Raw genomic sequence first — 24160 nt, 5'->3', positions numbered from 1 at the left:
CGTTGCGCCGGTAGAAGAAGACGTTCGGGTTGGCGAAGACGCCCTGCGCCTTCTTGTGGACGCACTCCTCGAACAGGTGCCGGGCCACCTCGACGTTCCGGATCGGCTATCGACAGCCTGGTGACGGCCTGGAACAGGCATTCGGCGAACCGTGACGAGAACGCCGGCTCCCTACAAAATCGATGGTGCCAGGTCGCTCTTTGGGGTTTGGATGCACCGTGAGCATCATCTTGAGCACCCCGAGCGTTGATGAGTTGTCACCAGCGGTGGACGCGCTCAAGGGGTGGCAGTACGACGGGGGACCGCTGCATCTGCATTCCGGCGATCTCGGGTGGCACTCGTTAGGTGGTGCCGAGGCTACGGCGGCTGCCATCCGGATGTGGTCGCGCGACGGGGAGGCTCTCGCGATCGGGCTGCTGGACGGCCCCGAACTGGTGCGCATGGCCGTCGCTCCCGACTGGCGTGATGACGAGGCACTGGCCCGTCGGCTCGCCGCTGATCTGGACGAACCAGGGCGTGTCCTGGCTCCCCACGGTGCGACCGTCGAAGCCCGAGGTGCGGGGCTTTTCACCCAGTTGCTGCTGAAGCGGGGTTGGGAGCGGGATGAGCCGTGGACAACGTTCCACCGCGGTCTCTCGGACCCGGTACAGGACTGCGGTCTGCGCATCGAGACGATCGAGCCCGATCGCGCCGAGGTGTGGGTCGCCGTCCACTGGTCCGCGTTCCGCGGGTCGCCCTTCACCGATGCCGACCGGCGCCGTACGGTCGGAGGTTGGCTCGCGATGGCCGGTGGCCCGTTCTACGCTGACGCACGCTGCCTCGCCGCATTTGATCAGAATGACGACGCCGTGGCGGTGGCGGCTGTGTGGTCAGCCGGCCCGGGGCGGCCTGGACTGCTGGAACCGATGGGCGTGCACCGCAGTCACCGAGGCCATGGTTACGGCACTGCGATCACGCTTGCCGCCGCTGCGGCGCTTCGCGACATGGGTTCGTCCAGCGCGAGTGTGTGCGTGGAGAGTTCCAACGTCGGCGCCGTAGCTACCTACGCCTCGGCCGGCTTCACGCCGTCAGACGAGGTGGCCGATCTGCGCCGCGGTTCCCGGTGAACACCGGGCGAAGGTCGATACCCCTCGTGCAGATAGTCGTAGCCAGCGGGCCGCACTGATCTTGGTTCCAGTCTAGTACTCCAACGTCATTTGTGCGGGCTGGGCCAATGATCGGACCAGGCGCTCGCCGTCGGGCCACGCGCCGAACCCGGTCTTGGAGTCCAGGTGCCCGACTGCGCCCGCGTCGAACAGTTCCGAGCCCCAGTCTCGCGCGTACGCTTCGAATTGCTCGAGCGTGGTAATTGGGTCGTTGTGACTGGCGACCAGGATCGAGCGAAAGGGCAGTGGCTCGCGTGGCACGTGGTCGATGACGACATCGACGGTCTCGTGAGGGTCGGGAGTCCAGTCCGGATCCAGGTACGGTGGCGTGACCAGCAGGGCGGCACGGACGGGACCGACATGCTGGCTGGCCCAGACGGCGACGGTCAGGCATCCCGCACTGTGCGCCACGAGGATCGCCGGCTCATCGTCGGCGCTTATGGCAGCGTGCAGCGCGGCGACCCGTTCGGCGGCGACGTACGGTGGCCCGGGCGGTTCGGGCGCCCACTGGTACTTCGGGTAGTCCCTGACCCAACTGCGCGACCAGTGGTCGGGGAATGGAACGCCTCGACCGGGCACGACAAGGTAACGCGTCATGCTGGGGAGGGTAGCGCGACGATCCCCCGGACTCTTGCGGTGCCAAATGTCGTGGTTGAGTCGAGGGCTTTGCCGAATCGGGTGCGGTCAGCGTCTTCGAGTCTCCCAGATCGGCCGCTGAGGCTCGTCGTTGTGCACGACGATGTCGGCGTGATCGGTCGGGCGGACGGTAGCGAAGTACAGCTGTTGGGAGGGGATGTAACGCTCGCGCCAGCGCCGTTCGATTTCAGCCCGGGACGACGTCCGGCGCTCTCGGATCACGGCACGGTCCACGGTCTTCTCAAGCGCGGTTGACACGAAGATGCGCAGGTCCCACCTGTCGATCAGCTCCGGACGCATGAGGAAGACGCCGTCGAAGACCAGCACGGCGTCGGCGGTGGCAGTGGCGGCCGGCGGGGACAGCACACTATCCGCGGTACGGTCGTAGACCGCGTGTCGAAAGCGTCGATCCCCGCCCGGGCCGAGCGGATCGAGCAGAACCCGGTTCAGCGCGTCGTAGTCGTGGGTGTCGAAGTAGCAGCCTTCGGCCGAGAATTCGCCGCGCGGATAGCGCTGTGCCCGGGGAAAGAGGAAATCGTCGATCGTCGCGCGGATGACGTCGCGGCCCTGGTCGCGCAGGATGACGGCGAGCTCGTCGGCGAGGGTGGTCTTGCCTGCGGCGGGCGGTCCGTCGACGGCAACCCGCGTCGGGTGCGCGACGGTGATGGACCCGACTGCCTCAGCCAGGCGGCCGAGCACCTCGTTGCGGGTGCCTTGGTCCATGTGCTGTCCCGTCCTGTCCTCGCGAAGGTTGCCGGGTCGAGCCGACCTTATGCGCGTCAGCCCCTCCGTGCCGGCCCCTCCCCGGGTGAGCGAGATTGCCGCGTGCACGGGTGGCTGCGGTCGCGGCGCGAATGGGCAGCCGGACGCGTCCGGGCAACGTCTCAACTGCCGCGGTCCGCAATTCCCACCTGTCGACAGCGGTGAGCGTCCTCAAATTGAGAGTGCGAATTCGCGGCGATGGGATTTGCGAGTCAATTTTGACGCTTCTGTTCGGGGTGGGGGTGCTTTGTTTGCCGCCGGCTGTGGTCCTTTTCGGACGCCAGAAAGTCAATGTCAATTACCTGTCATTCGATCACGTTGTGATCAAAGCAATTTGATCGATAGGTTTCGCTGGTCCGAGTTGGAGTACCCGAAAAAGGGGGCAACTGTTGAGATCAACCCTGCGCTGGTCCGCATCGGCCAGCCTGGCACTCGCGCTGGTCGTGACCGCTCCGGCGGTCGCCCAGGCGAAGCCGACCACGGTCGAGAGGAACGGCAACACCACCGCCGTCGCCCGCACCAGTGACGGTCGTGCGATCACCAACGAGAAGATCGCCGAGGAGGTCGCCAGGTTCTGGACGCCGGAGCGCATGGCGAACGCCGTCGACCTCGACATCGCGAAGTCGGCGAAGGCCACCGAATCCACGAGCCGGGCGCCGAAGCCCGACGGACCGGCGGGCTCGGTCGCGCCGGTGCGACCGAGCGCCGCCAGCGGCGCCGACGTCGGCATCCAGCTCAACGAGTCGGCGGTCGTCGGCAAGGTCTACTTCACCACCCCCAACGGTGGCGGCGCCTCGTGCTCGGCGAGTGCGGTCGCCAGCGGCAAGGCGCGACTGGTCATGACCGCCGGGCACTGCGTGCACCAGGGCGCCGGCGGGCAGTGGTACAGCAACTGGCAGTTCGTGCCGCGCTACCGCGACGGCGCGCGGCCGTTCGGCACGTTCGTGGCGTACCAGCTCGCGGCCCGCACCGCGTGGATCAACAGCAGCAGCTACGACGAGGACATGGCCATCGCCATCATGCACAACGGCGGTAACTGGGGCCTGAAGGTCGTCGAGACGGTCGGCGGCCACGGCATGCGCTGGAACTGGGGTTACAACATCTCCCTGATGACCGCGCTGGGCTATCCGTCCAATCTCGGCGGCGGCGAGAGCCAGTACTTCTGCCAGAGCGGCACCTGGCACGCCGGCGCCCAGCAGATCCGGATGTGGTGCAACATGACCTACGGCTCCAGCGGCGGTCCCTGGCTGCAGGAATACAACGACCAGAATGGTCTCGGATTCATCAACAGCGTCGTGAGCCACGGCGACAACCCGGGCAACGGACAGTTCGACGGCCCGTACTTCGACAACGACATCAAGAGCCTCTACGACTTCGTGGAGGGTCTCTCCCCGGCGTAAGGGCACGTGATCGGCAGAGCCCCGGCCATGCGGCCGGGGCTCTGCGCGCGGTGTTCCGTCATCGGCGGAGAAGTTTCCGTCCGAGGCGCGGGGTCACTTGAAGCGGATGAACTTGGAGAACTGGTTGTTGGCGGTTCCCACCGACACCGTCCGGTGGCTGTACCTGTCGGCCGAAACGTAGTTGTACTCGTCGATTTCGAAGGTGCCGTTCGCGTTCACCCTGGTCACGAACGCGACGTGACCGTAGGTGCCGCCCAGGCGTACCGCGACGTCACCGGCCTTCGGGCTGTTGTACACCGGCACGCCGGCGCGTCCGGCGGCGGCGACCCACTCCTTGGCGTTGCCCCACCGCGCCTGGCCCTTGTACTGGTTGTGGAAGGCGACGCCGACCCGGCTGCGCACCGCCCAGGCCGCGAAGCTGGTGCACTGCCCCTTGTAGAAGTTCCACGGATCGATGCCCGAGGTCTGACCCTTGTAGGGGTAGTCGTCCTTCGCCGGGTAGCTGGCGCCGGCGGAGATCAGCTGGTGGGAGGCGTTGTTGTTCTTCAGCGTGGAGCTGAGGTTCTTCTTCGCCCCGGGCGCGAAGTCCTGGTGCGCCTGGGAACCGTTGTAGCCGGTGTTGTAGTAGACACGCACCGTCTTGCCGGTGCGGTTCCACGCCGAGGCGGCGTTGTTCTTGATGCACTGGCCCTTGCCGCTGCCGGCGCCCTTGAACTCGTAGCAGCCCGGCTGGGCGGTGCCGTAGTCGGCCAGCGAGCCGGCGTGATCGGAGATCGAGCCCGCGTGGTTGCTGTTGTAGTAGTAACAGAACTCGCCGGTGTTGCAGGCGCCGTCGCGGGACGCGGCCTGGGCGGGCGCGGCGACCGCCAGGACGCCGAGAGTCGCGCTCAGCACGCTGGCGCTGAGGGCACCGAGAACGCGAACGGTGACCGTGGGCATGATCACTTCCCTCCTGGGTGGGTGAGGAGGGCCCACGCTACAAGCCATCGACCGATCGCCATACCCCTCAATTGAGGGCGGTCCGTCGCCGCGCCGCGAACCGGTACCGGGGGCGGCGGCCGGTCGGGCGTGTGGGTCCTGCGTCAGGGTAGGGGTGCCAGGTGCGCGGCGACGTCGGCGGCGATCTGCTCCGGATGCTCGCCGTTGATGGCGTGCGAGGCTTCCGGGTAGACCTTCACCGCGGCGTGCGGCAGGACGCGCCGGGCGTGCGCCGCCCCGGCCGCCGTGTCGTGCATCCGCGACCTGCCGGCGAGCAGGGTGAGGACCGGCACCCGCACGCCGGCGAGCTGTTCGTCGGTGAGTCGTTCGGGAGCGGAGAGCTTGAGCACGTACGACTGCATCCCGGCCTCGATCATCTCGGCGACCGGGACGTCCTCGACCGGCGCGCCGTTCGCCGTCCAACTCGCGAAGTCGTCCCGCCAGGACCGGGGGAACCAGCGCACGCTCGCCGGGATGGAGCGGACGATCGCTGCCGGCGACAGATCGGTGAAGACCAGGACCGGATCCAGCAGGACCACGCTTGCGACCTTCTCCGGCCGGTGCGCCACGAGGTTCATCGCGGTCCAGCCGCCGATGGACAGGCCGAGCAGGTGCAGCCGCTCGTCGGGCAGGCCCCGCATCAGCTCGTGCAGCCACTGCGCGTGGTCACGGGCGGAGCCGATCGGTCGTTGCTGGACGCTCATTCCCGGCTCGCCGAGCAGGTCCACCGTGTACACGCTCCGCGTGCGCAGCAGCAAGGGCAGGTTGTCGGCCCACACGGGGGAGGGCGCGGCCCGGCCCGGCAACAGCAGCAGCGGAGCGGCGGGGGAGGAGTCGGCGCCCGCGAAGTGGTAGACGCGGACCACCCCGTAGCTGGTCCGCACGTCGAGCGTGCGGTCCGGCTGGGGCAGGTCGGCCATCGCCCGTTCGTAGGCGCGCAGGAAGCGGTCCTGCGCCCGCGCGGAGACGTAGTAGCCGACGGGCGCGGGGTGGTGCAGGGCGACCCCCGCGGCCACCGCCAGGGTGGTGACGAGCGCGACGCCGCCGCCGACGATCCAGCGCCGGCGATGCCTGATCCGAGGTACGCGCGCTCGCATGGTGCCCCCCTCCGTTTCCGTGGTGGTCGTGGACGTCGTTGCCCATCCCAGGATTCTACCGGTCGGTCAGATTTTCAACCAGTCGGTAGAAAGTCTGACCGGGGGGTTACCCTGTCCGTGCCGCGGCTACCCGGCCCGGCAGGGCCGCCACGACACCCCGAGGACACCGAATGACGCCGGACGCCACCACCCGCAAGGACCGTTCGCGCCGGCCGCTGACCATCACCGAGCAGGCCCGTCGCGCCCAGCTCGTCCGGGTGACCACCGACCTCGTCGCCCGCCACGGCTACGCCGGCACCTCGCTGGCGCGCATCGCCGAGGCGGCCGGCCTGTCCAAGGCGGCGGTGCTCTATCACTTCCCTTCCAAGGACGCCCTGGTCCAGGCCGCGTACGCGGCGGTGATCGAGGCCCTCACCACCGACGTCGGCGCGGCCGTCGAGCGTGCCCGCGGGGCCGCCGCGCTGGAGGCGTACGTCCGCTCGCTCGTCGCCCACCTGCGGGAGCACCCCGAGCACGCCCGCATGATCATCGAAGCCATCACCGAGGAGACCGGCATCTCCGACGGGCCGGACGCGCCCAGCCGGCGGCAGAGCGTCGTGGACCTCATCGGGGCGGCGCGCTCGGCCGGTGACTACCGCGAGGACACTGACGCCGAACTGCTCGCCGTCATGATCAACGGCGCGATCGACGCCATCGTCGCCGAGCAGCTCGCCCGAGCCGGGTTCGACGGCGCCCGCGCCGCCGACGAACTGATCGCGATCCTGGACCGGGCGTACCGCCGCCGGCCGGAGTCCGACGGGCGCTGACGGATACGGCGGTGCCCGCCCGCGCCGCAACGGTGCTGGCGGCGCCCGTGCCGGCGAGCGTGAGACGGTCGCCGGCGCGGCCCCGGCCGACGGGCGGAAACAGGGCGGCAGCGGGCGTCGAGTTGTGTGCCGATTCGGGGTTCGTTAGGCGATTCGCGGGCATAGCGTCAGGCGTGGCGGCTTCCCGCCGCCGGGCCTGCCCCGGGGGCGGGTCAGGACGATCTGACGGTGGTGCGACGTGGACGAGACCGATCCGATGATGCTGGACCAGCGGGGACGACGCGGCCAGGGCGCCGGGCTGCCCCGGCTGCTGGGCGCGGTCAGCCTCGCCCTCGGGGCCGGCAGCCTGCTCGCCCCGCGCGCGGTGGCCCGGCTGACCGGCGTGGACGACTCACCCGCCGCGGGCGGGGTGATCATGGCCGTGGGCGCCCGCGAGCTGATCCACGCGGCGGGCCTGCTCGGCGGCCGCCGGCCGGCCGGCTGGGCGTGGACCCGGGTGGCCGGCGACGCGCTGGACCTCACCCTGCTCGGACGGGCCTGGGCGGAGCGGTGCGGCGAGCGGCGCCGGCGGGTCGGCCTCACCACCGCGGCCGTCGCCGGCATCGCCGCCGTCGACCTGATCGCCGCCGTGCGCGCCGGACGGGCCCGGGCCGCGCACCGGCGGGTGATCGACATGGAGGTCTCGGTCACCGTCAACCGGTCCCCGGCCGAGGCGTACCGCTTCTGGCGGGACCTGGAGAACCTGCCCCGGTTCATGTCCCACCTGGAGTCGGTACGCGCCGACGACCTGCGCCGGTCGCACTGGACCGCGCACGGCCCGGCCGGCCGCCGGATCGAGTGGGACGCGGAGATCGTCGACGACCAGCCGAACCGGTCGCTCGCCTGGCGGTCGCTGCCCGGCACCCGCGTGCCCAACGCGGGTCGGGTCCGGTTCGTGCCCGCGCCGGGCGATCGTGGCACCGAGGTCCGGGTGCGGCTGCGCTACGCCCCGCCGGCCGGCGCGCTGGGCCGGGCCGTGGCGAAGCTCTTCGGCGAGGAACCCGAGCAGCAGGTACGCGACGACCTGCGCCGGTTCAAGCAGGTGGTGGAGACCGGCGAGGTGGTCCGCTCCGAGGGCAGCCCCGACGGCATCTCCGTACGCCAGCAGGTCATGCAACGCCCCGCCCAGCCGCTGCCCATCGCCCGCCGCTGACCGCCCGCCACCCGAGAGGACGAACGATGAAGGCCACCGCCTGGATGGGCAAGGACAGCGTCAAGGTCGTCGACGTACCAGACCCGACCATCATGAACGCGCGCGACGCGATCGTACGGATCACCTCGACCGCCATCTGCGGCTCCGACCTGCACCTGTACCACGGGTACATCCCCGCCATGCGCAAGGGCGACATCCTCGGCCACGAGTTCATGGGCGAGGTCGTGGAGGTCGGCCCGCAGGTGCGCAACCTGCGCCCCGGCGACCGGGTGGTGGTGCCGTTCCCGATCGCCTGCGGGCACTGTTCCTCCTGCCAGCGCGGGCTCTTCTCGGTCTGCGAGAACTCCAACCCCAACGCCGGGGTGGCCGAGAAGATCATGGGGCACTCGCCGGCCGGCATCTTCGGCTACTCCCACCTGCTCGGCGGCTACGCCGGCGGCCAGGCCGAGTACGCCCGGGTGCCGTTCGCCGACGTCGGCCCGATCAAGGTGCCCGACGAGGTCCCCGACGACCAGGCCGTGATGCTCGCCGACGTGCTGCCCACCGGCTTCATGGGCGCGGAGATGTGCGACATCAAGCCGGGCGACGTGATCGCCGTGTGGGGGGCCGGCCCGGTGGGCCTGCTCGCCGCCGCCAGCGCCCGGATGCTCGGCGCGGAGCGGGTGATCGTCATCGACCGGTACCCGTACCGGCTGCGGCTCGCCGAGGAACACACCGGCGCGGAGACCATCAACTACGACGACACCGACGTGCTCGACGCGCTCAACGCGATGACCGCCGGCCGGGGGCCCGACGCCTGCATCGACGCCGTCGGCCTGGAGGGGCACCACGGCAACACCGCCGTCTACGCGTACGACCGGGCCAAGCAGGCCGCCCGGGTCGAGACGGAACGCCCGTTCGCGCTGCGCCAGGCCATCCTCGCCTGCCGTAGCGGCGGCGTCGTCTCGGTGGTCGGGGCGTACGGGGGCTTCGTCGACAAGTTCCCGATGGGCGCGTTCATGAACCGGTCGTTGATCATGCGTACCGGTCAGTGTCACGTCCAGCGCTACACCCGTCCGCTGCTCAACCGCATCCAGCGCGGCGACATCGACCCCAGTTTCATCATCAGCCACCGGATGCGGCTCAAGGACGCGGCCAAGGGCTACAAGATCTTCCAGAAGAAGCAGGACGAGTGCACCAAGGTCGTCCTCAAGGTCTGAGCCGGCGGTCGGCAGGGCCCCGCCTTCGGGACCGCGCCGGTGCCGGCGGGTGGGTACCGTGCCGGGATGGTGACGGACCGATCGAGGTACCCGGGCGCGGAGGTGGCCCGCGACGGCGTGCGGCTGCGCCCGGTGGCCGAGGGGGACCTGCCGATGCTCGTCCGGTTCGCCGTCGAGCCGGGTCTGGTCGGGCTGGACTGGCACGGGTTCCGGGACCCGGGGGCGCCGGCGCGACGATTCGCCGCCGACGGCTGGCTCGGCGAGGAGGATGGCCGCCTGGCCGTCGAGGTCGAGGCGGAGCAGGCCGCCGCCGGCGTCGTCGGCTACCGTGCCGGCCGGTACGGCGGCGCGGCGATCCACTGGGAGATCGGCATCGTGTTGCTGCCGGAGTGGCGGGGGCGGGGAATCGGCTGGCAGGCGCAGGCGCTGCTCTGCGACTACCTGTTCTGTCACACCCCGGCGCAGCGCGTCCAGGCCGGCACCCACCCCGAGAACGCCGCCGAGCAGCGGGCGCTGGAAAAGGCCGGATTCCAGTTGGAGGGCGTGCTGCGCGCCTGCGAGTTCCGGGCCGGCCGGTGGCGCGACGGTTGGCTCTACAGCCGGCTGCGCGACGACCCGTCGCCGTGGGACCGCCCGGAGGACTGACCGAGCCGGACGCCGGTCCTGTGGGACGGACGCTCCGGTGGGTCGTGCCGCCTCGCGGTCGGCCGGGTCCGGGGACGACGGGGCACCGCCGTCCCCGGACCTCGTCACCGGCTCAGGCCCAGGGGGCCGTCGGGTACCAGGGGATGATCTCGCGGCGGGCGAGCAGCCGCACGTCCCAGTAGAGGAACGTGAAGGCGCCGGCGACGATGAACGCGACCGCGGTCAGGACCGCCAGCCGGCTCGGCCGGGCGCTGAACCAGCGTTGCAGGCGGGAGCCGGCGAGCCAGGCCAGCAGCAGGAACAGCACCGCCATGATGACGATGTTGCCGAGGGACTGAAGCGTGAACGCCGCCGCGCCGTAGAGCGGGTTGCCGCTCTCGGCGGCGTCGCGGAACATCTGCCGGAACAGCGCGAAGGGCCGGCCGATCAGGAAGCCGGCGATCAGCGCGCCCATGAAGACCATCGGGGCGTTGGGGAACCGTCGGGCGATTCGGGCGAACGGGTCCGGCACGACGCCCAGCGCGGCCAGACCGAGATAGATCATGATGATCCCGATCACGCCGAAGACCACCATGGACTGGATGCTCCTCGGTGACAGCCCGCCGGGGGCGTTGGGAGCGGTGGAGAACTGCGGCATCGACGTGCCGACGAGGCCGACGACCGCGCCGTAGGCGGCCGACACCGCGACCATGCCCACCGACATCCAGCCCAGCGGCTTCAGCGGCGCGACGATCCGGCTGAACCTGCCGCCCGTGGTGCCGGTCAGCGGGGCCAGGGCGCCGAACGCGGCGATGTTGCAGGCGGTGAACGTACCCGCGATGCCGGAGACGAAGGCGAACATGATGCCGGCCGCGATGCCCTGGATGGGCGTCTCCTTGGCGTCGTGGCCGAGCATTGTGTTGGCGACGTTGTCGCCGATGGTCCGGTCCACGAACTCCGCCGACCAGATGACGGTCAGCAGGAACCCGCCGAGGACGCTGAGGAGGATGATCAGCCCTCGCCGCCGGGGAAAGTGCCCGTTGACGAACGCGGACGTCGCGGTCCGCGCGGTGTCGGGGCCGAACCGGACGGGCGCGTCGGGTCGCTGGGGGGACCTCTGGGTCTGCGTCACATGCGCTCCTCGAAGGTGAGGGAGGGGCCGGTGGGAAGGGAAGGCGGGCGCCGACGCCCGCGACGAATGGCCACCGGTCGACGTGGACGCGCCCACGCGACCCTCCGTGAGCGGCGAGTCACGTGGAGCGATGTCCGCGTTTCATGATGGGCCGACCGTCGTCACCTCGTTTCTTCAATCGTGCGCGATTTCCTGACCCGATCTGCCCCCGTCAGGGCGCCGGCGACTCCGAAACAGGCCGACCGGCCGCCTCCGGCAGCGGGTGGGCCGACGGTCGCGGTTGGCAGCCGCGGGCGCAGGCGGTGACGCCGTCGGAGAGCGCCATGACGACGGGGTGTGTCGCCCCCAGCCGCTATCCTGCGCCGGCACGTCGGGGGACGGCCCCGGCGGGAAACCCCGGCGGGCGGGCTGTCGCGTCGGTTCTGGAGGGCGCATGGCAGTCGAGGAGAGGGGCGTCGAGGCGTGCCGGACCGCCGCCCAGGTCGTCGAGGCGACGGGCCCGGAGCGGGGGTCCGCCCTGCGGCGGCTCGCCGAACTCGGCGCGGCCCGTCCCGCGCTGCGCCAGGTCGCGGCCGACGCGGTCTGCGCCTACCTGCGTACGCCGCCCGCCCCGGACGGCACGGACGCCGACGCGCGACGCGAGGCGTCGCGGGTGCTCGCCGGGCTGCTGCTGCGCCCCGCTGCCGGGGCGGTCGACGGCGCGGGCGAGGGCGCCGGGGCGGGCGAGGGCGCCAGGACGACCGACGCCGCCGGAGCGGCCGAGGGCGCCGGGGCGTCGCCGGGGCCGGACCTCGCCGTGGACCTGTCCGGGGCGACCCTGGTGGATGCCGACCTTGGCCGCTGCGAGCTGGCCGAGGCCCGCTTCGCCGACACGCGGTTCTTCGGGTCGACCTCCTTCGCCTTCGCCCGGTTCACCGGCGACGCGGTCTTCGCCCGTGCGGTCTTTCACGGCGAGACCCGGTTCGACGACGCCCGGTTCGCCGCCGACGCCGTGTTCGGCCGAGCCCGGTTCCGGGGCCCGGCCAGCTTCGACCGGGTCGCCTTCGCCGGGATGGCGTGGTTCGGGCGGGGCGAGGAGGAGCTGTGGGAGGACGACCCGGCCTGGGACGACGTCGAGAACGTCGACCCCGCCCCGTGGGACGAGCCGAACGAGGACGACCCGGGCTGGCCGGCCGCGGTCCTGATGGGTGACTACCAGGGCTGGGCGGAGGGCGGGGACGGGGCACGTTTCGTCGGGGCCGCGTCGTTCCGGTGGGCCCGCTTCGACGGCCCTGCCTGGTTCGGCAAGGCGCGGTTCGGCGCGGAGGCGACGTTCCGGGACGCCGAGTTCGGCGGGCTCGTGCACCTGGACCAGCCCGCCGTGGACCTCACCGGCGCCCGGTGGGCCGGCGCGGCCGACGGCGAGCCGATGTGCTGGCCCCTCGGCTGGGTGCCCGAGCCTGGGCCGGACGGCGCGAGCGTGCTCGTGCGGGACGGACCCGTCGCGCCCCGCACCCGCCAGCTCGCCGACCGGGATTCCGCTGTCCGCCGCGTGGGGCTGCGGGCTCTCGGCGAACTCGGCGACGCGAGGCCGGAGCTGCGCCAGCGCGTGGTCGACGCCGTCTGCGCGTATCTGCGGGTGCCGCTGCCGTTCGACGTGACCGGCGAGCTGACCCCCGCCCAGGCCGGGGAGGTCCAGGCGCGGCGCGACGCGCAGCGGCTGCTCGCCGAGCGGCTGCGTCCGGCGAGCGCAGTGCCGGGCGGGGCGCGGCCACCGCACTGGCCGGAGACGAACCTGCCGCTGTGCGGCGCGACGCTGGTCGACCTCGACCTCAGCGGCTGCCAGGTCGGCTACGCGGACTTCACCGGCGCTCAGTTCCACGGAACCACCCGGTTCGACGCCAGCGGGTTCGCCAGCGCCGCCTTCCGGCTCGACGGTCGGCAGGGGCGGGCCTCGTTCCACGGCGACGTCACCTTCGCCGGGGCGCGGCTCGACCGCTGGCACAACGTCCGGGAGGTCCTCGGCGGCGTCGTGTTCCACGCCAAAGCCGTGCTCGACGACCCGGACGTCGAGCCCTGACCGTGTCCCGGACCGACGCGCGTCCGGGCCGGCGGGGCACCCCCGCCCCCGTCGTGGTCCCGGTCAGGGGATGGGCCACTCGTGGACCGGCCGGTTGGTGTGCATCAGCGTCACGTAGTGCCGCACCACCTCACGCAGCGCCTCCGGCCGGTCGAGATGGTCGGCGGACTCCAACCGGTGCAGGGTCTCCACCTGCCAGCTCGCCCCGTTGCGGCCGGTCAGGCAGCGTTGCTCGATGACGCCGAGCAGCCGGTCCCGCTCGGCGGGGTCGAGGCCCCACCGGTCCAGCCCGTGGTGGGCCAGCGGCAGCAGCCGGCGCAGCACCAGCTCGGTGACCGGGAGATAACCGAGGCCGGGCCAGAAGACCTGGGCGTCGATGCCGTAGCGGGCGCAGGCGTTGAAGTTCTCCTCGGCCGCGCTGAACGACATCTGCGACCACAGCGGCCGGTCGGCCTCGGCGAGCGCCCGGACGAGACCGAAGTAGAAGGCGCCGTTGGCCACGGTGTCGAGCACCGTCGGCCCGGCCGGCAGCACCCGGTTCTCCACCCGCAGGTGCGGGCGGCCCTTCAGCACGTCGTACACGGGGCGGTTCCAGCGGTAGACGGTGCCGTTGTGCAGCCGCAGCTCGGCGAGCCTCGGCACGTCCCCCCGGGCCAGGGCCTCGGCCGGGTCCTCCGCGTCGCAGACGGGCAGCAGCGCCGGGAAGTAGCGCACGTTCTCCTCGAACAGGTCGAACACCGTGGTGATCCAGCGCTCGCCGAACCACACCCGGGGGCGTACGCCCTGGGCCTTGATCTCCTCCGGCCGGGTGTCGGTGGCCTGCTGGAACAGCGGGATGCGGGTCTCCCGCCACAGCTCCCGGCCGAAGAGCAACGGCGAGTTCGCCCCGAGGGCCACCTGGATACCGGCGATCACCTGCGCGGCGTTCCAGTAGTCGGCGAACTGGGCCGGGCTGACCTGGAGGTGGAACTGGGTGCTCGTGCAGGCCGCCTCCGGGGTGATGGTGTCGGCGGTGACCGCGAGCCGTTCCACGCCGTTGATCGCGATCCGCAGGTCCTCGCCGCGGGCGGCGAAGATCTGCTCGTTGAGCAGCGCGTAGCGCGGGTTGGCCGACAGCGTCTCGGCGGTCAGGTGCTCCGGCCGCAGCGTCGGCAGGACGCCGATCATCACCATGTGCGCGCCCACGTCCCGCGCCTTGGTCTCGGCGGCGTTGAGGCTGGCCCGCACGGACTCCTCGAACTCGCGGGTGCCGGTGCCGGCCAGCCGGCGCGGCGCCACGTTGATCTCGACGTTGAACTGGCCCAGCTCCGTCTGGAAGGCCGGGTCGGCGATGGCGGCCAGCACGTCGGCGTTGCGCATGGTCGGCAACGAGTCGTCGTCGACCAGGTTCAGCTCGATCTCCAGCCCGGTCATCGGCCGTTCGACGTCGAACCGGGACTCCCGGAGCATTTCGGCGAAGACGTCCAGGCACCGCCGTACCTTCTCGCGATAGCGGGCCCGGTCCTCGCGACTGAAGGTCCGTACGCCGACGTCCTCGCCCATGGTCACCGCCCTGTCACCGTTGGTTCCCCTAACCTCGCACGCTTAGGGCGGGCCGGGGAAGACCCGAAGCTCCTTGTACGTACCCAGCTCGGGCCCGCGTGATCCCTGTCGCCTCCGCCCGTCGTGCCGTCGGCGCGGCCGGCGGGGTGGTTAGCATGTGCGGCAACCGGTGGGGGAGTGACGATGCGCGAGAAGATCACCAGGCTCTTCGTGGCGGCGGCGATCGCCGAGGCCTGCTCCTGGCTGGCCCTGCTGATCGGCATGGCCGTCAAGTACGGCCCCCCGGGCAACGAGATCGGCGTGCAGATCTTCGGCCCGATCCACGGCGCGCTCTTCGTCGCGTACGGCCTGCTGGTCCTCGCGATGGCCCGGCTGCACCGGTGGCGGCCCTGGCCCACCCTCGTGGCCCTGGCCTGCGCCGTACCGCCGTTCGCCACCCTGATCTTCGAACGCTGGGCCGCCCGGCGCGGGATGCTGCGCACCGCGGGCGAGCCGGACCGGCCGCTGACCCCCGTCGGCTGACCGGTCAGCCGGCGAGGAAGTCGGCCAGCGCGGCGGCGAGCTGCTCCGGGGCCTCCTCGGCCATGTGGTGGCCCGAGTCGATCGCGGCCACCCGCACGTCGTCGGCCCAGTCCCGCCAGATCGCCGCCGGGTCGCCGTACAGGTCGACCATGTCGTCCCGCTCCGACCAGCCGAACAGCACCGGGCAGGCGATCCGCCGCCCGGCGGCCCGGTCGGCGTCGTCGGCCGCCCGGTCGGGGCCGAGCCCGGCGCGGTAGTCCTCGCACATCGCGTGCACCGTCGCCGGGTCGTGGATGGCCCGGCGGTAGTCGGCGTACGCCTCCTCGCCCATGGCCGCCGGCGACCCGCCGTACCAGGCGTCCGGGTCGGCGGTGATCACCCGCTCCGCCGGCTTGTCCGACTGGCCGAGGAAGAACCAGTGCCACCAGCGGGCCGCGAACCGGGCGTCGGCGCGCGCCAGGGCCTCGCCGATCGGCACCCCGTCGAGCACGCCCAGCCGGCTGACCCGATCCGGGTGGTCCAGCGCCGTGCGCATCGCCGCGTAGCAGCCCCGGTCGTGCCCGATCACCGCCGCGCGGTCGTGGCCGAGCGCGTCGAGCAGGCCGACCACGTCGCGGGCCATCGCCCGCTTGGCGTACGTGGTGTGCCCCGGGTCGCTCGACGGCTTCGACGAGCCGCCGTAACCGCGCAGGTCTGGGCAGATGACGGTGTGCTCGCGGGCGAGCAGCGGCGCGACCCGGTGCCAGGTCGCGTGGGTGCGCGGATGGCCGTGCAGCAGCACCACGGGTGGCCCCGAGCCGCCGTGGCGTACCCGCAGTTGGACCTCGCCGACGTCGATCCGCTCCAGCGTGAATCCCTCGAACATGTCCGCCACCGTGCCCGCGGGCGCGCCGCCGGAAACCGCGCCGGCCGTCAGGTCAGCGTGGACCAGGCCAGCACGGCGGCGACCAGCACCGCGCCCAGCACCGCCTGGAGCAGCAGCGGCGGCCCGAGGTGCGACCACAGAGTGGCGGTACGCGGGGTGAGCAGCTGGCCCGTCGTCAGGTTCACGATCCGCTCGATCTTCGGCGGCAGGTCCGGGTCGCCCTGCGGGCGCAACGTGAGCTGCACGTGGTCGGCCGGGTGCAGGGCGCTCTGCGGCAGGTGCCCGTGCAGCTCGACCTCGCAGAGCCGCCCGGCGGCGTCGCGCAGCCGCACCGGGGTGACCAGGTATTCCGGGCCCTTCTTCAGGTCCTTGAAGCTTCGTCGGGCCGCGCCGGAGCTGGCGGAGAACAGGGAGCGGGCCAGCGCCATCAGCAGGCCGGCGATCCCGGCCGCCACGAGCACCGCGACCAGCACCGGCTGGCCGATGCGCACCTCGCGCGGGTAGCCGTCCATCAGCCGGACGATCCGCCCAGTGACGATCCGGCCGGTCGGATGGACGATCCGCCGGATGTGCAGGTCGCTGTCCATCTCCACCACCCAGAGTCCGGTTGCGTTCACTCATGGTATCGGTCGTCCGGGTTGAACGACATGAATGAAATGCGGTCACGCGCTCGCGGCGGCCAGGTGACAACCGCAGCGGCACGGGTAAGCGGGGGGCCGAGCTGGAAAGGGGTCGAGCATGCAGCTGTCCTTCCTGCGCCCGCTCTACGACCGGCCGGGGCCGTGGGTCTCGGTGTACCTGGACGCGTCCGCCAACACCGAGGACGCCCACCCGGCGCTCGATCTGCGCTGGCGCGCCCTGCGTGACCAACTTCAACAGCAGCGCGCCGACGTGGACACCATCGACGCCGTCGAACGCGTCGTGCGGGGCCACGATCCGATGCCCGGCGGCTACGGGCTGGCGGTCTTCGGCGCCCGGGGCCGGGTGGTGCTGTCGGAGTACCTCTCCGCCCCGCCGCTGCGGGACCTGGCCGCGTACACCTCGTTGCCGCACGTGATGCCCATGCTGGCGCAACGCGGCGAGCAGGTGGCCTGGGTCCGGGTGCTGGCCGACCGGACCGGCGCCGACGCCATGGCGATCAGCGCCGGCGGCGTCCCGCGCCGGGCCCACGTGAGCGGCCGGGAGGACTTCCAGCTGCGCCGGGTGCAGCCCGGCGGCTGGTCGCAGTCGCACCACCAGCGGGCCGCCATGGAGGCCTGGCACCACAACGCGGGCGACGTCACCGCCGCCACGGTGGAGCTGGCCGAGAAGGTCGGCGCGGAGGTGGTGGTGGTCGCCGGCGACGTGCGCGCCACCGGCGTGATCGCCGCCCAGATGCCCGAACGTTGGCAGGACCTGATGGTGCGCACCGACGCCGGGTCCCGGGGCGGCGGCGCCGACCAGAGCCTGCTCGACGACCTCACCGTGCAGACCATCGCCGAGGTGGCCGACCAGCGGATCACCGCCGTGCTGGACCGGTTCGGCATGCAGGAGGACGTCGGCGCCGGGCTGGACGCCGTGGTGTCCGCCCTGCAACGCAACCAGGTCGAGACGATGCTCATCGTCGACGACCCGTCCGCCACCGGGGAACTCTGGATCGGGCCGGACCCGACCGAGATCGCCACCGACCCGGGGCAGCTCGCCGCCATGTCCGTACGCGACCCGGAGAAGGTCCGCGCCGACGCCGCCCTCGTGCGCGCGCTGGTCGGCACCGACGCCGAGCTGACCGTGCTGGGCCCGGACGAGGCACCGGAGCTGACTGACGGCGTCGGCGCGGTGCTGCGCTACGTCGACTCCGGCACCCCGGGGCGTGGCGATGGCTGAGCGTACGGTGGCCGACCTGGTGGTCGAGCGCCTGCGCGCCTGGCGGGTGCCGCGGGTCTTCGGCTACCCCGGGGAGGCCATCGCCCCGGTGGTCGAGGCGTTGGACGCCTCGGGCGGGGACCCGGAGTTCGTGCCGGCCCGGCACGAGGAGACCGCCTCCTACATGGCCACCGGGCACGCCAAGTTCACCGGCGGGATCGGGGTCTGCCTGGCCACCCAAGGGCCGAGCGCCGTGCAACTGCTCAACGGCCTCTACGACGCCAAGCTGGACAGCAAGCCGGTGGTGGCGATCGTCGGCGAGGACGTCTCGGGCCCGCTCGGCGGCGCCCACCAGGAGATCGGCCTGAGCCGGCTGTTCGCCGACGTGTGCAACCAGTTCGTCCGCTACGGCCGTACGCCCGACGGGGTGCCGGCCCTGCTCGACCAGGCGTTCCGCACGGCCGCCGCCACCCGCAGCCCGGTCTGCGTGGTGCTGCCGCGGCAGTTGCAGGAGGCCACCGTGCCCGACCTGCAGTCCCACGCGGCCGGGGTGCTCTCGGCGACGCCGGGCGAGCCGCTGGCCCGGGTCCTGCCGCACGACGCCGACCTGGACGCGGCCGCCCAACTGCTCGCCAACGGCCGGCGGAGCGCGATCCTGGTCGGGCAGGGCGGCCGGGGCGCGGCCGGAGAGATCGTCGCCCTCGCCGACCGGCTCGGCGCCGGGGTGGCGGCCTCGCTGCTGGGCAAGCCGGTGCTCGACGAACGGCTGCCCTTCCACGCCGGCGTGCTCGGCGAGGTCGGCACCCCGGCCGCCGCCGAGCTGATGGGCGGCTGTGACACGCTGCTGCTCATCGGCACGAACGATCCGTGGACGGACTACTTCCCGATGCCGGGGCAGGCCCGCACGGTGCAGATCGACATCGACGGCCGCCGGATCGGCACCCGCTACCCGGTGGACGTGCCGCTCGTGGGCGACGCCCAGGAGACGCTGCGGGCGTTGCTGGCCCGGGTGCCCGACCGGCCGAACGCCCGGTGGCGGGAGACCGTCGAGGGCTCGGTCGACCGGTGGCGGGCCGAGCGGGCCGACCGGGCCGCCGCCCCCGCCGAGCCGGTGAACCCGCAGCTCGTGCTGCACGAACTCTCCACCCGGGTCCCGCCGCGCGGGGCGGTGGCGGTGGACGTCGGATCGGTCATGTACTGGTACGCCCGGCACCTGGAGCTGCCGCCGGGCGTCAACGCGCAGCTCTGCGGCACGCTCGGCACGATGGGCTGTGCCCTGCCGTACGCCGTGGCGGCCAAGCTCGCCGCCCCGGACCAGCCGGTGGTCGCCCTGCTCGGCGACGGCGCGATGCAGCTCAACGGGCTGGCCGAGCTGATCACCGTGGCACACCACTGGCGGGAGTGGCGCGATCCCCGCCTGGTGGTGCTGGTGCTCAACAACCGGGACCTGTCCGGCATGGGCGGCGGTCGTACGCCGACCGACCCGACGCGCCGCCGGCCCGACGTGCCGTACGCCGGCTGGGCGCGCCTGCTCGGCCTGCACGGGGTGCGGGTCGACCGGCCGGAGCTGGTGGGGGCGGCCTGGGACGAGGCGCTGGCGGCCGACCGGCCCTGCGTACTGGAGGCGGTGGTCGACCCGGCGGTGCGGCTGGCGCCGCCCGAGCCCGCGTTCGCGGACCTGCGCGAGGTGTTCGCCGAGGGCGACGCCGCCCGGCGGGTACGCGACCGGATGCTCGCCGCCGGGGTGGCCGTGGAGGTCGACGACCTCGTTTAACGCTCCAGTCGAGGGGCACTGAGGACGGGCAGTACGACGCTGGAGGTCACCTTGTCAGAAGCCCCGGACCGCCGGTACGGCCCCGCGCCCCTGCCGCAGCCCCGTGGGCCGGTGTCGACGGCGCTGCTGGACGCGCTGCGGCGGGCGCCGCACGACCTTCCGGCGGGGCTCGGCGCCGGGCTCGCCCCCGCCGACGCCCTCACCGACGAGGACCTCCAGCTCACCCTCTTCTGCTGCTACGAGCTGCACTACCGGGGCTGGCAGGGCGTCGACGAGGACTGGGAGTGGCAGCCCTCCCTGCTCGCGCTGCGCGCGTACGCCGAACGGCACTTCGAGGCGGCGGTGCGCGCGCTGGTGGGGCCCCTGCCGGCGGCGCTGCCCGGCGGGATGCCGGCGGCGCTGGCCGACGTGGTCGCCGCCGACGACGGGCCGTCGCTCGCCGGCCACCTGCAACGCCGGGCGTCGCTGGCCCAGTTCCGGGAGTTCGTCACGCACCGCTCGATCTACCACCTGCGCGAGGCCGACCCGCACAGCTGGGCCCTGCCCCGCCTCGGCGGGCCGGCGAAGGCCGCCCTGGTGGAGATCCAGATGGACGAGTACGGCAACGGGCGACTGGACCGGATGCACGCCGAGCTGTTCCGGGTCACCCTGGCCGAGCTGGGGCTGGACACCGGCTACGCCGCCCACCTGGACACCGTTCCGGCGGTCACCCTGGCCACCAACAACCTCATGTCGCTGTTCGGGCTGCACCGGCGGCTGCGCGGGGCGCTGCTGGGGCACCTCGCCGCGTACGAGATGACCTCCTCGCTGCCGAACCGCCGGTACGGCAACGGGCTGCGACGGCTCGGCCTGGACGGGCCGGCCACCCGCTTCTACGACGAGCACGTCGAGGCCGACGCGGTGCACGAGCAGATCGCCGCCCACGACCTGTGCGGCGGGCTGGTCCGGGTGGAGCCGGCGCTCGCCCCGGACGTCCTCTTCGGCGCCGCCGCCGCGCTGGCGGTGGACCGGCTCTTCGCCGCACACCTGCTGGACGCCTGGACCGCCGGCCGCACCTCCCTGCGCGCCACCGCCGCGCCGATCCGCATCGACCTGCGCGACCGCCCGCGCCCCGGCGGCCGACCCGCCGCCGTCGCCTGACCCACCCGGCTTCACCCCGCCCCGCCCCGCCGTGCGGCCCGCCCCGCCCCGCCGTGCCGTCCGTGGATCATGCAGTTGTGGCGCCCCGCAAAAGCCTCGAAACACCAGCTTCCGCCCACCAGAAGTGCATGATCGACGCGTCCAATCGCCGCAGCCGGCCACCGGGGCGCGCGTGGGTGGGGGCAGGGCGGGGCAGGGGCAGGGGTCAGGGGGTTTCGCGGGTGGGGGCGGCGCGGAAGTTGACGGCCTTGTGGGTGCCGTCGCAGAACGGCTTGAGCGCCGACTTCCCGCAGCGGCACAGGGCCACCGTGCCCCGCCGCGCGTCGATGGTCTCCCCGTCGGGGGTGACCAGGGCGAAGTCGCCCCGGACCAGCAGCGGGCCGTCCTGGTAGGGGGTGATGGTGGCTGCCGCGGGAGTGTCGTCGTCGGTGCGCATGGGCGCTGAAGTGCCCCTTGCTCCGGCACTGAAACCCCAGCTCACCGGCGTGCCGTCGCGGTGCGTGACCGGCGTCGTCACCCGGTTCGGCGGTTCGGCGGCGGCCCGCCCGGGATCTTCTGATTGCTCCCGCCCGGTGGGGGATGCCCCGTTTGAACCCCATCGGGACGGGAAGCCGGGCCGCGTGGTGAGCGAACGAGGCAAGGTGGAGCCGGGGCACAAGGTGCGCAAGGGGCTCACGGCCGAGGGTGCCGGGCTGGCGGGCGACCGGGTGGTGGCCGCCGGCAGCGCCGCGCGGGTGCTGGTGGCCGCCACCGCGCGGGCGCTGCGCGGCACCGACTGCGCCGACCTCGGACACCCGGGACACCCGGGGCCGCTGTCTCGGTTCGTCGGCGCGCCCGAACCGGTGCGCCGGGCGGCGGTGATCCGGGCGGCCGGCCGGGTGGCGCTCACCCCCGGCCAGACCGCCGAGGTCGACGCGGGCCGGGTCGCCCGCTGGTTCGCCGAGCAGTACCCGCGCCGCCGCTACCCGGGCGCCCTGATCGGCTCCCCGCACGGCGCGGCCGCGCACCTGGCGATGGCGCTCGGCGTGCCCTGGCTACCGGCCGGGTTCGAGATGACCGTGCACTGGGCGCAGGGCGCCGTCGACCGGCCGCAGGCCGCCCTGGACCACGGTGCCGCCCTCACCGCCCGTCTCCTCGGCGGCAACGCCGACCTGCACGTCCGTCAGGTGCACTGCCCCGCGAGCCGGGGCGCGCTGGCCGGCGCCACGGTGTCGCTGGCGGCCCGGTGGCGGTCCCTGCCGGCCGCGTACGCGCGGTTCCTGGCCGACCGGCTGGAGCCCGGCGCCCCGGTGCTGCTGCTGCGCGACGCCCGCACCTGGCCGGTCTTCGACTCCGCCCCGGGGCACAGCTTCCAGGTCGGCTGCCCGGGCAGCGGCCTCGACCCGGTCGACTTCCACCCGGACAGCCACGCCCTGCGCCAGGTGCTCCGTTCGGCTGGCGGGGACGGCGCGCACTGGGAGCCGCCGGAGGTTGCCTCGCCGCCCGAGCCGGCGGAACACGGCGTGGAGTCCGGTTTCGAGGCCGGCGTCCAGGAGTGGGCCGGCGGGCACGGGCATGCGCTGCACCGGGTCCTCGTGCCGCGGCCGGAGGCGCTCAGCGCCGCGACCGCCGACCTGTACCGGCGCTGGCTGCGCGCGGCCGGCAAGACCGGCGACCGGCTGGTGGTGGAGTGCGGCCGGCTCCTCGACCCGTGGCAGGTGGTCCGGGCCGGCATGGTGCCGTACTGGTGCGAGAACGCCACCCGGCGCAGCGTGGAGGCGGCGGAGTGGTGGCTCGCCGGGAGCGAGCCGTTCAGCTCGGTGGACGTGCTGCCCGAGCCGCCCGGCCTGCGGTCGCCGGCGCTGGCCGGGCTGCCCCAGTGGCTGGCCGTCGCCGGCTTCGGGCGCCGCCGGCGGGCGCTGGACCGCACCTCGGCGCGCGGCTACCCGGTCACCTCGGTGCCCACCCGCCGGGCGACGGAGGTGCTGCGGGCGCAGCCGTACGACCTGCCGACGCCGCCGCTGATGACCGTCCCCGAGGCTCTCGCGGCGCTGCGCGACGGCGGCTCCCACCAGGGGTTACTCGTCTGTTGAGTCGGCCCTTTCGAAACATCCTCGCGAACCCCGGGTCCCGTGATTGAGTACCTACGGAGCGGGAACACCGCTGGCTGCGACGGCCTGATCACGCCGTCCGGCGTGGCGCCGTCGCCCGCTGACATCCCAGTCATGTGACCCATTTTCCGGCCCGGGCGTGGTGCGACCACGCGCGCGCACGACCGGTTTCCTGAATCCGGGCGGGGGACCTTCCTGAGGGAGGCGCGGATGTTCGGACAGACCACCACGACCACACCACCTCCGACCGATCGGGGTCTGGAGGACCTCGACGCGGCCGCACTGGCGTACGCGGCGCGGATCGAGGGCCTACCGCCCGAACGACGCCAGGAGGCACGTGACGACCTCGTCCGGTTCGCCCTGCCGTTCGCGGGCCGGCTGGCCCGCCGCTACCGGGGGCGGGGCGAGCCGCTGGAGGACCTGGAGCAGGTCGCCCGGCTCGGCTTGGTCAACGCCGTCGACCGGTACGACCCCGAGCGGGGCTCCTTCACCGCATACGCGGCCATCACCATCGTCGGCGAGATCAAGCGGCACTTCCGCGACCGCACCTGGGGCGTGCACGTGCCGCGCCGGCTGCGCGACCTGATCCTGGAGGTCGGGCAGGCCACCTCCGCGCTGACCAGCGAGCTGTCCCGGGCCCCGACGGTCGCCGAGCTGGCGGAACGGCTGGAGACCCCGCAGGAGGAGATCCTCGCCGCGCTGGAGTCGGCCGCCGGCTACAGTCCGGCCTCGCTGAACGCCCCCGTCGGCGGGGAGAGCTCGGCGGAGTTCGGCGACCTGGTCGGCGAGTCCGACAACGCGCTGGAGTCCGTCGACGACCGGGTGACGGTCAGCGGGCTGCTGCACCGGCTGCCCTGGCGGGAGCGGCGCATCCTGGCCATGCGCTTCTACGGCAACCAGACCCAGGCGGAGATCGCCGCCCGCTTCGGCATCTCCCAGATGCACGTCTCCCGGCTGCTGTCGCGGGCGCTGACCTGGCTGCGTCAGGCGATGCTGGCCGACGCCCCGCCGCCGTGGCAGAACGGGACCGCCGAGTCGTCCGAGCCGGCGAAGACCAGGATCTCGGTGCGGCACAACGGCGACCGGGTGGTCGTGGAGGTCGGCGGGGAGGTCGACCGGGACGGCGCGGACCAGCTCCGCCGGGCGATGCTGGAGGCGGTGACCGGGCAGCCCGCCGAGGTGGTGGTCGACCTGGTGGGCGCCGGTGGCTTCGACGCCGGCGGCATCGCCGCGCTGATGGCGGGCCGCGAGGCCGCCGCCCGCACCGGGGTACCGCTACGGCTGACCCGCGTCCAGCCGGCCGTGCGCCGCTCACTCACCGCGGCGGGCCTGGCGGCGGCCCGCGAGGGCTGAGA

General features: G+C 73.0%; 22 protein-coding genes. 13 read left to right on the top strand and 9 right to left on the bottom strand.

The window, feature by feature from the left end; genetic code table 11:
- Nucleotides 1–218: 218 nt before the first annotated feature.
- A complete protein-coding gene (locus tag ABZ573_RS19965; RefSeq protein WP_358119734.1) occupies nucleotides 219–1106 on the top strand; it encodes a GNAT family N-acetyltransferase in 888 nt (295 codons plus the stop codon).
- A 72-nt stretch (nucleotides 1107–1178) separates the two neighbouring features.
- Here the strand turns inward: ABZ573_RS19965 and ABZ573_RS19960 are convergent, their stop codons facing one another.
- Together ABZ573_RS19960 and ABZ573_RS19955 are read right to left on the bottom strand one after the other, a co-directional pair.
- A complete protein-coding gene (locus ABZ573_RS19960) occupies nucleotides 1179–1742 on the bottom strand; it encodes an alpha/beta hydrolase (protein WP_358119730.1) in 564 nt (187 codons plus the stop codon).
- An 87-nt stretch (nucleotides 1743–1829) separates the two neighbouring features.
- Nucleotides 1830–2504: a uridylate kinase gene (locus ABZ573_RS19955; protein WP_151453884.1), complete on the bottom strand. Its 675-nt coding sequence runs from the start codon at nucleotides 2502–2504 to the stop codon at nucleotides 1830–1832.
- Between the two features lie 428 nt (nucleotides 2505–2932).
- Between ABZ573_RS19955 and ABZ573_RS19950 the strand changes: the two genes are divergently transcribed.
- The gene (locus tag ABZ573_RS19950; RefSeq protein ID WP_151453883.1) at nucleotides 2933–3943 is read left to right on the top strand and encodes a hypothetical protein; all 1011 of its coding nucleotides are present in this window, start codon (nucleotides 2933–2935) and stop codon (nucleotides 3941–3943) included.
- 93 nt (nucleotides 3944–4036) lie between these two features.
- On the opposite strand, the gene ABZ573_RS19945 is transcribed toward ABZ573_RS19950, so the two are convergent.
- Nucleotides 4037–4882 (bottom strand): CHAP domain-containing protein, encoded by an 846-nt coding sequence (locus ABZ573_RS19945; RefSeq protein WP_327028126.1) that lies wholly within the window; start codon nucleotides 4880–4882, stop codon nucleotides 4037–4039.
- A 143-nt stretch (nucleotides 4883–5025) separates the two neighbouring features.
- Nucleotides 5026–6018 carry an alpha/beta hydrolase gene (locus ABZ573_RS19940; RefSeq protein ID WP_327028127.1) on the bottom strand — a complete coding sequence of 331 codons (993 nt, stop codon included), beginning with the start codon at nucleotides 6016–6018 and terminating at the stop codon, nucleotides 5026–5028.
- A gap of 170 nt (nucleotides 6019–6188) precedes the next feature.
- On the opposite strand from ABZ573_RS19940, the gene ABZ573_RS19935 reads away from it, so the two are divergent.
- The 4 genes from ABZ573_RS19935 to ABZ573_RS19920 all read left to right on the top strand — a co-directional run bounded on the left by ABZ573_RS19935 (nucleotide 6189) and on the right by ABZ573_RS19920 (nucleotide 9860).
- Nucleotides 6189–6824: a TetR/AcrR family transcriptional regulator gene (locus ABZ573_RS19935; protein WP_151453881.1), complete on the top strand. Its 636-nt coding sequence runs from the start codon at nucleotides 6189–6191 to the stop codon at nucleotides 6822–6824.
- Nucleotides 6825–7062: 238 nt separating this feature from the next.
- Nucleotides 7063–8016 (top strand): SRPBCC family protein, encoded by a 954-nt coding sequence (locus ABZ573_RS19930; protein WP_225852104.1) that lies wholly within the window; start codon nucleotides 7063–7065, stop codon nucleotides 8014–8016.
- Nucleotides 8017–8042: 26 nt separating this feature from the next.
- Nucleotides 8043–9215, top strand: coding sequence for a zinc-dependent alcohol dehydrogenase (locus ABZ573_RS19925; RefSeq protein WP_151453880.1), 1173 nt, complete (start codon nucleotides 8043–8045; stop codon nucleotides 9213–9215).
- Between the two features lie 66 nt (nucleotides 9216–9281).
- Complete coding sequence (locus ABZ573_RS19920; RefSeq protein WP_358119723.1) at nucleotides 9282–9860, top strand: GNAT family protein; 579 nt, start codon at nucleotides 9282–9284, stop codon at nucleotides 9858–9860.
- 112 nt (nucleotides 9861–9972) lie between these two features.
- Here ABZ573_RS19920 and ABZ573_RS19915 read toward each other — a convergent pair whose 3' ends face one another.
- On the bottom strand, nucleotides 9973–10971 hold the full coding sequence (locus ABZ573_RS19915) for a hypothetical protein (protein WP_225852103.1): 999 nt from the start codon (nucleotides 10969–10971) through the stop codon (nucleotides 9973–9975).
- A gap of 433 nt (nucleotides 10972–11404) precedes the next feature.
- On the opposite strand from ABZ573_RS19915, the gene ABZ573_RS19910 reads away from it, so the two are divergent.
- Nucleotides 11405–13030 (top strand): pentapeptide repeat-containing protein, encoded by a 1626-nt coding sequence (locus tag ABZ573_RS19910; protein ID WP_327028128.1) that lies wholly within the window; start codon nucleotides 11405–11407, stop codon nucleotides 13028–13030.
- A gap of 63 nt (nucleotides 13031–13093) precedes the next feature.
- On the opposite strand, the gene ABZ573_RS19905 is transcribed toward ABZ573_RS19910, so the two are convergent.
- The gene (locus ABZ573_RS19905; protein ID WP_151453896.1) at nucleotides 13094–14572 is read right to left on the bottom strand and encodes a glutamate--cysteine ligase; all 1479 of its coding nucleotides are present in this window, start codon (nucleotides 14570–14572) and stop codon (nucleotides 13094–13096) included.
- Nucleotides 14573–14755: 183 nt separating this feature from the next.
- Between ABZ573_RS19905 and ABZ573_RS19900 the strand changes: the two genes are divergently transcribed.
- On the top strand, nucleotides 14756–15094 hold the full coding sequence (locus ABZ573_RS19900; protein ID WP_132237982.1) for a DUF3817 domain-containing protein: 339 nt from the start codon (nucleotides 14756–14758) through the stop codon (nucleotides 15092–15094).
- A 4-nt stretch (nucleotides 15095–15098) separates the two neighbouring features.
- Here the strand turns inward: ABZ573_RS19900 and ABZ573_RS19895 are convergent, their stop codons facing one another.
- A complete protein-coding gene (locus ABZ573_RS19895; RefSeq protein WP_358119719.1) occupies nucleotides 15099–15959 on the bottom strand; it encodes an alpha/beta hydrolase in 861 nt (286 codons plus the stop codon).
- Between the two features lie 47 nt (nucleotides 15960–16006).
- Nucleotides 16007–16555: a hypothetical protein gene (locus tag ABZ573_RS19890; protein ID WP_358119751.1), complete on the bottom strand. Its 549-nt coding sequence runs from the start codon at nucleotides 16553–16555 to the stop codon at nucleotides 16007–16009.
- A 142-nt stretch (nucleotides 16556–16697) separates the two neighbouring features.
- Here ABZ573_RS19890 and ABZ573_RS19885 point away from each other — a divergent pair, with 142 nt between their 5' ends.
- Genes ABZ573_RS19885 through ABZ573_RS19875 form a run of 3 tightly spaced genes read left to right on the top strand, consistent with a single transcriptional unit; the run spans nucleotide 16698 to nucleotide 20715 of the window.
- Entirely contained in the window at nucleotides 16698–17822 is a 1125-nt protein-coding gene (locus ABZ573_RS19885; RefSeq protein ID WP_151453876.1) for a Vms1/Ankzf1 family peptidyl-tRNA hydrolase, read from the top strand.
- Nucleotides 17815–19575 carry a thiamine pyrophosphate-binding protein gene (locus ABZ573_RS19880; protein ID WP_358119716.1) on the top strand — a complete coding sequence of 587 codons (1761 nt, stop codon included), beginning with the start codon at nucleotides 17815–17817 and terminating at the stop codon, nucleotides 19573–19575. Before ABZ573_RS19885 ends, ABZ573_RS19880 begins: the two co-directional genes overlap by 8 nt.
- 51 nt (nucleotides 19576–19626) lie before the next feature.
- Complete coding sequence (locus ABZ573_RS19875; RefSeq protein ID WP_358119713.1) at nucleotides 19627–20715, top strand: iron-containing redox enzyme family protein; 1089 nt, start codon at nucleotides 19627–19629, stop codon at nucleotides 20713–20715.
- Nucleotides 20716–20920: 205 nt separating this feature from the next.
- Here the strand turns inward: ABZ573_RS19875 and ABZ573_RS19870 are convergent, their stop codons facing one another.
- Entirely contained in the window at nucleotides 20921–21151 is a 231-nt protein-coding gene (locus tag ABZ573_RS19870; RefSeq protein ID WP_311410258.1) for a CDGSH iron-sulfur domain-containing protein, read from the bottom strand.
- 223 nt (nucleotides 21152–21374) lie between these two features.
- Here ABZ573_RS19870 and ABZ573_RS19865 point away from each other — a divergent pair, with 223 nt between their 5' ends.
- Nucleotides 21375–22787 (top strand): hypothetical protein, encoded by a 1413-nt coding sequence (locus ABZ573_RS19865; protein WP_358119748.1) that lies wholly within the window; start codon nucleotides 21375–21377, stop codon nucleotides 22785–22787.
- A 228-nt stretch (nucleotides 22788–23015) separates the two neighbouring features.
- Nucleotides 23016–24158, top strand: a complete 1143-nt coding sequence (locus ABZ573_RS19860; protein WP_151456362.1) for a SigB/SigF/SigG family RNA polymerase sigma factor — start codon at nucleotides 23016–23018, stop codon at nucleotides 24156–24158.
- Nucleotides 24159–24160: the final 2 nt, after the last annotated feature.

This window comes from Micromonospora sp. NPDC007220 (genome assembly GCF_040634035.1).
Lineage (GTDB): Bacteria > Actinomycetota > Actinomycetes > Mycobacteriales > Micromonosporaceae > Micromonospora > Micromonospora reichwaldensis.
This window is presented reverse-complemented; position numbering and strand designations above follow the sequence as displayed.

Excerpts from the sequence above, each read along its gene's own strand:
- ABZ573_RS19960 (WP_358119730.1), bottom strand. The coding sequence starts at position 1,742 with ATGACGCGTTACCTTGTCGTGCCCGGTCGAGGCGTTCCATTCCCCGAC.
- ABZ573_RS19955 (WP_151453884.1), bottom strand. The coding sequence starts at position 2,504 with ATGGACCAAGGCACCCGCAACGAGGTGCTCGGCCGCCTGGCTGAGGCA.
- ABZ573_RS19945 (WP_327028126.1), bottom strand. The coding sequence starts at position 4,882 with ATGCCCACGGTCACCGTTCGCGTTCTCGGTGCCCTCAGCGCCAGCGTG.
- ABZ573_RS19940 (WP_327028127.1), bottom strand. The coding sequence starts at position 6,018 with ATGCGAGCGCGCGTACCTCGGATCAGGCATCGCCGGCGCTGGATCGTC.
- ABZ573_RS19935 (WP_151453881.1), top strand. The coding sequence starts at position 6,189 with ATGACGCCGGACGCCACCACCCGCAAGGACCGTTCGCGCCGGCCGCTG.
- ABZ573_RS19925 (WP_151453880.1), top strand. The coding sequence starts at position 8,043 with ATGAAGGCCACCGCCTGGATGGGCAAGGACAGCGTCAAGGTCGTCGAC.
- ABZ573_RS19920 (WP_358119723.1), top strand. The coding sequence starts at position 9,282 with ATGGTGACGGACCGATCGAGGTACCCGGGCGCGGAGGTGGCCCGCGAC.
- ABZ573_RS19910 (WP_327028128.1), top strand. The coding sequence starts at position 11,405 with ATGGCAGTCGAGGAGAGGGGCGTCGAGGCGTGCCGGACCGCCGCCCAG.
- ABZ573_RS19905 (WP_151453896.1), bottom strand. The coding sequence starts at position 14,572 with ATGGGCGAGGACGTCGGCGTACGGACCTTCAGTCGCGAGGACCGGGCC.
- ABZ573_RS19900 (WP_132237982.1), top strand. The coding sequence starts at position 14,756 with ATGCGCGAGAAGATCACCAGGCTCTTCGTGGCGGCGGCGATCGCCGAG.
- ABZ573_RS19895 (WP_358119719.1), bottom strand. The coding sequence starts at position 15,959 with ATGTTCGAGGGATTCACGCTGGAGCGGATCGACGTCGGCGAGGTCCAA.
- ABZ573_RS19885 (WP_151453876.1), top strand. The coding sequence starts at position 16,698 with ATGCAGCTGTCCTTCCTGCGCCCGCTCTACGACCGGCCGGGGCCGTGG.
- ABZ573_RS19880 (WP_358119716.1), top strand. The coding sequence starts at position 17,815 with ATGGCTGAGCGTACGGTGGCCGACCTGGTGGTCGAGCGCCTGCGCGCC.
- ABZ573_RS19870 (WP_311410258.1), bottom strand. The coding sequence starts at position 21,151 with ATGCGCACCGACGACGACACTCCCGCGGCAGCCACCATCACCCCCTAC.
- ABZ573_RS19860 (WP_151456362.1), top strand. The coding sequence starts at position 23,016 with ATGTTCGGACAGACCACCACGACCACACCACCTCCGACCGATCGGGGT.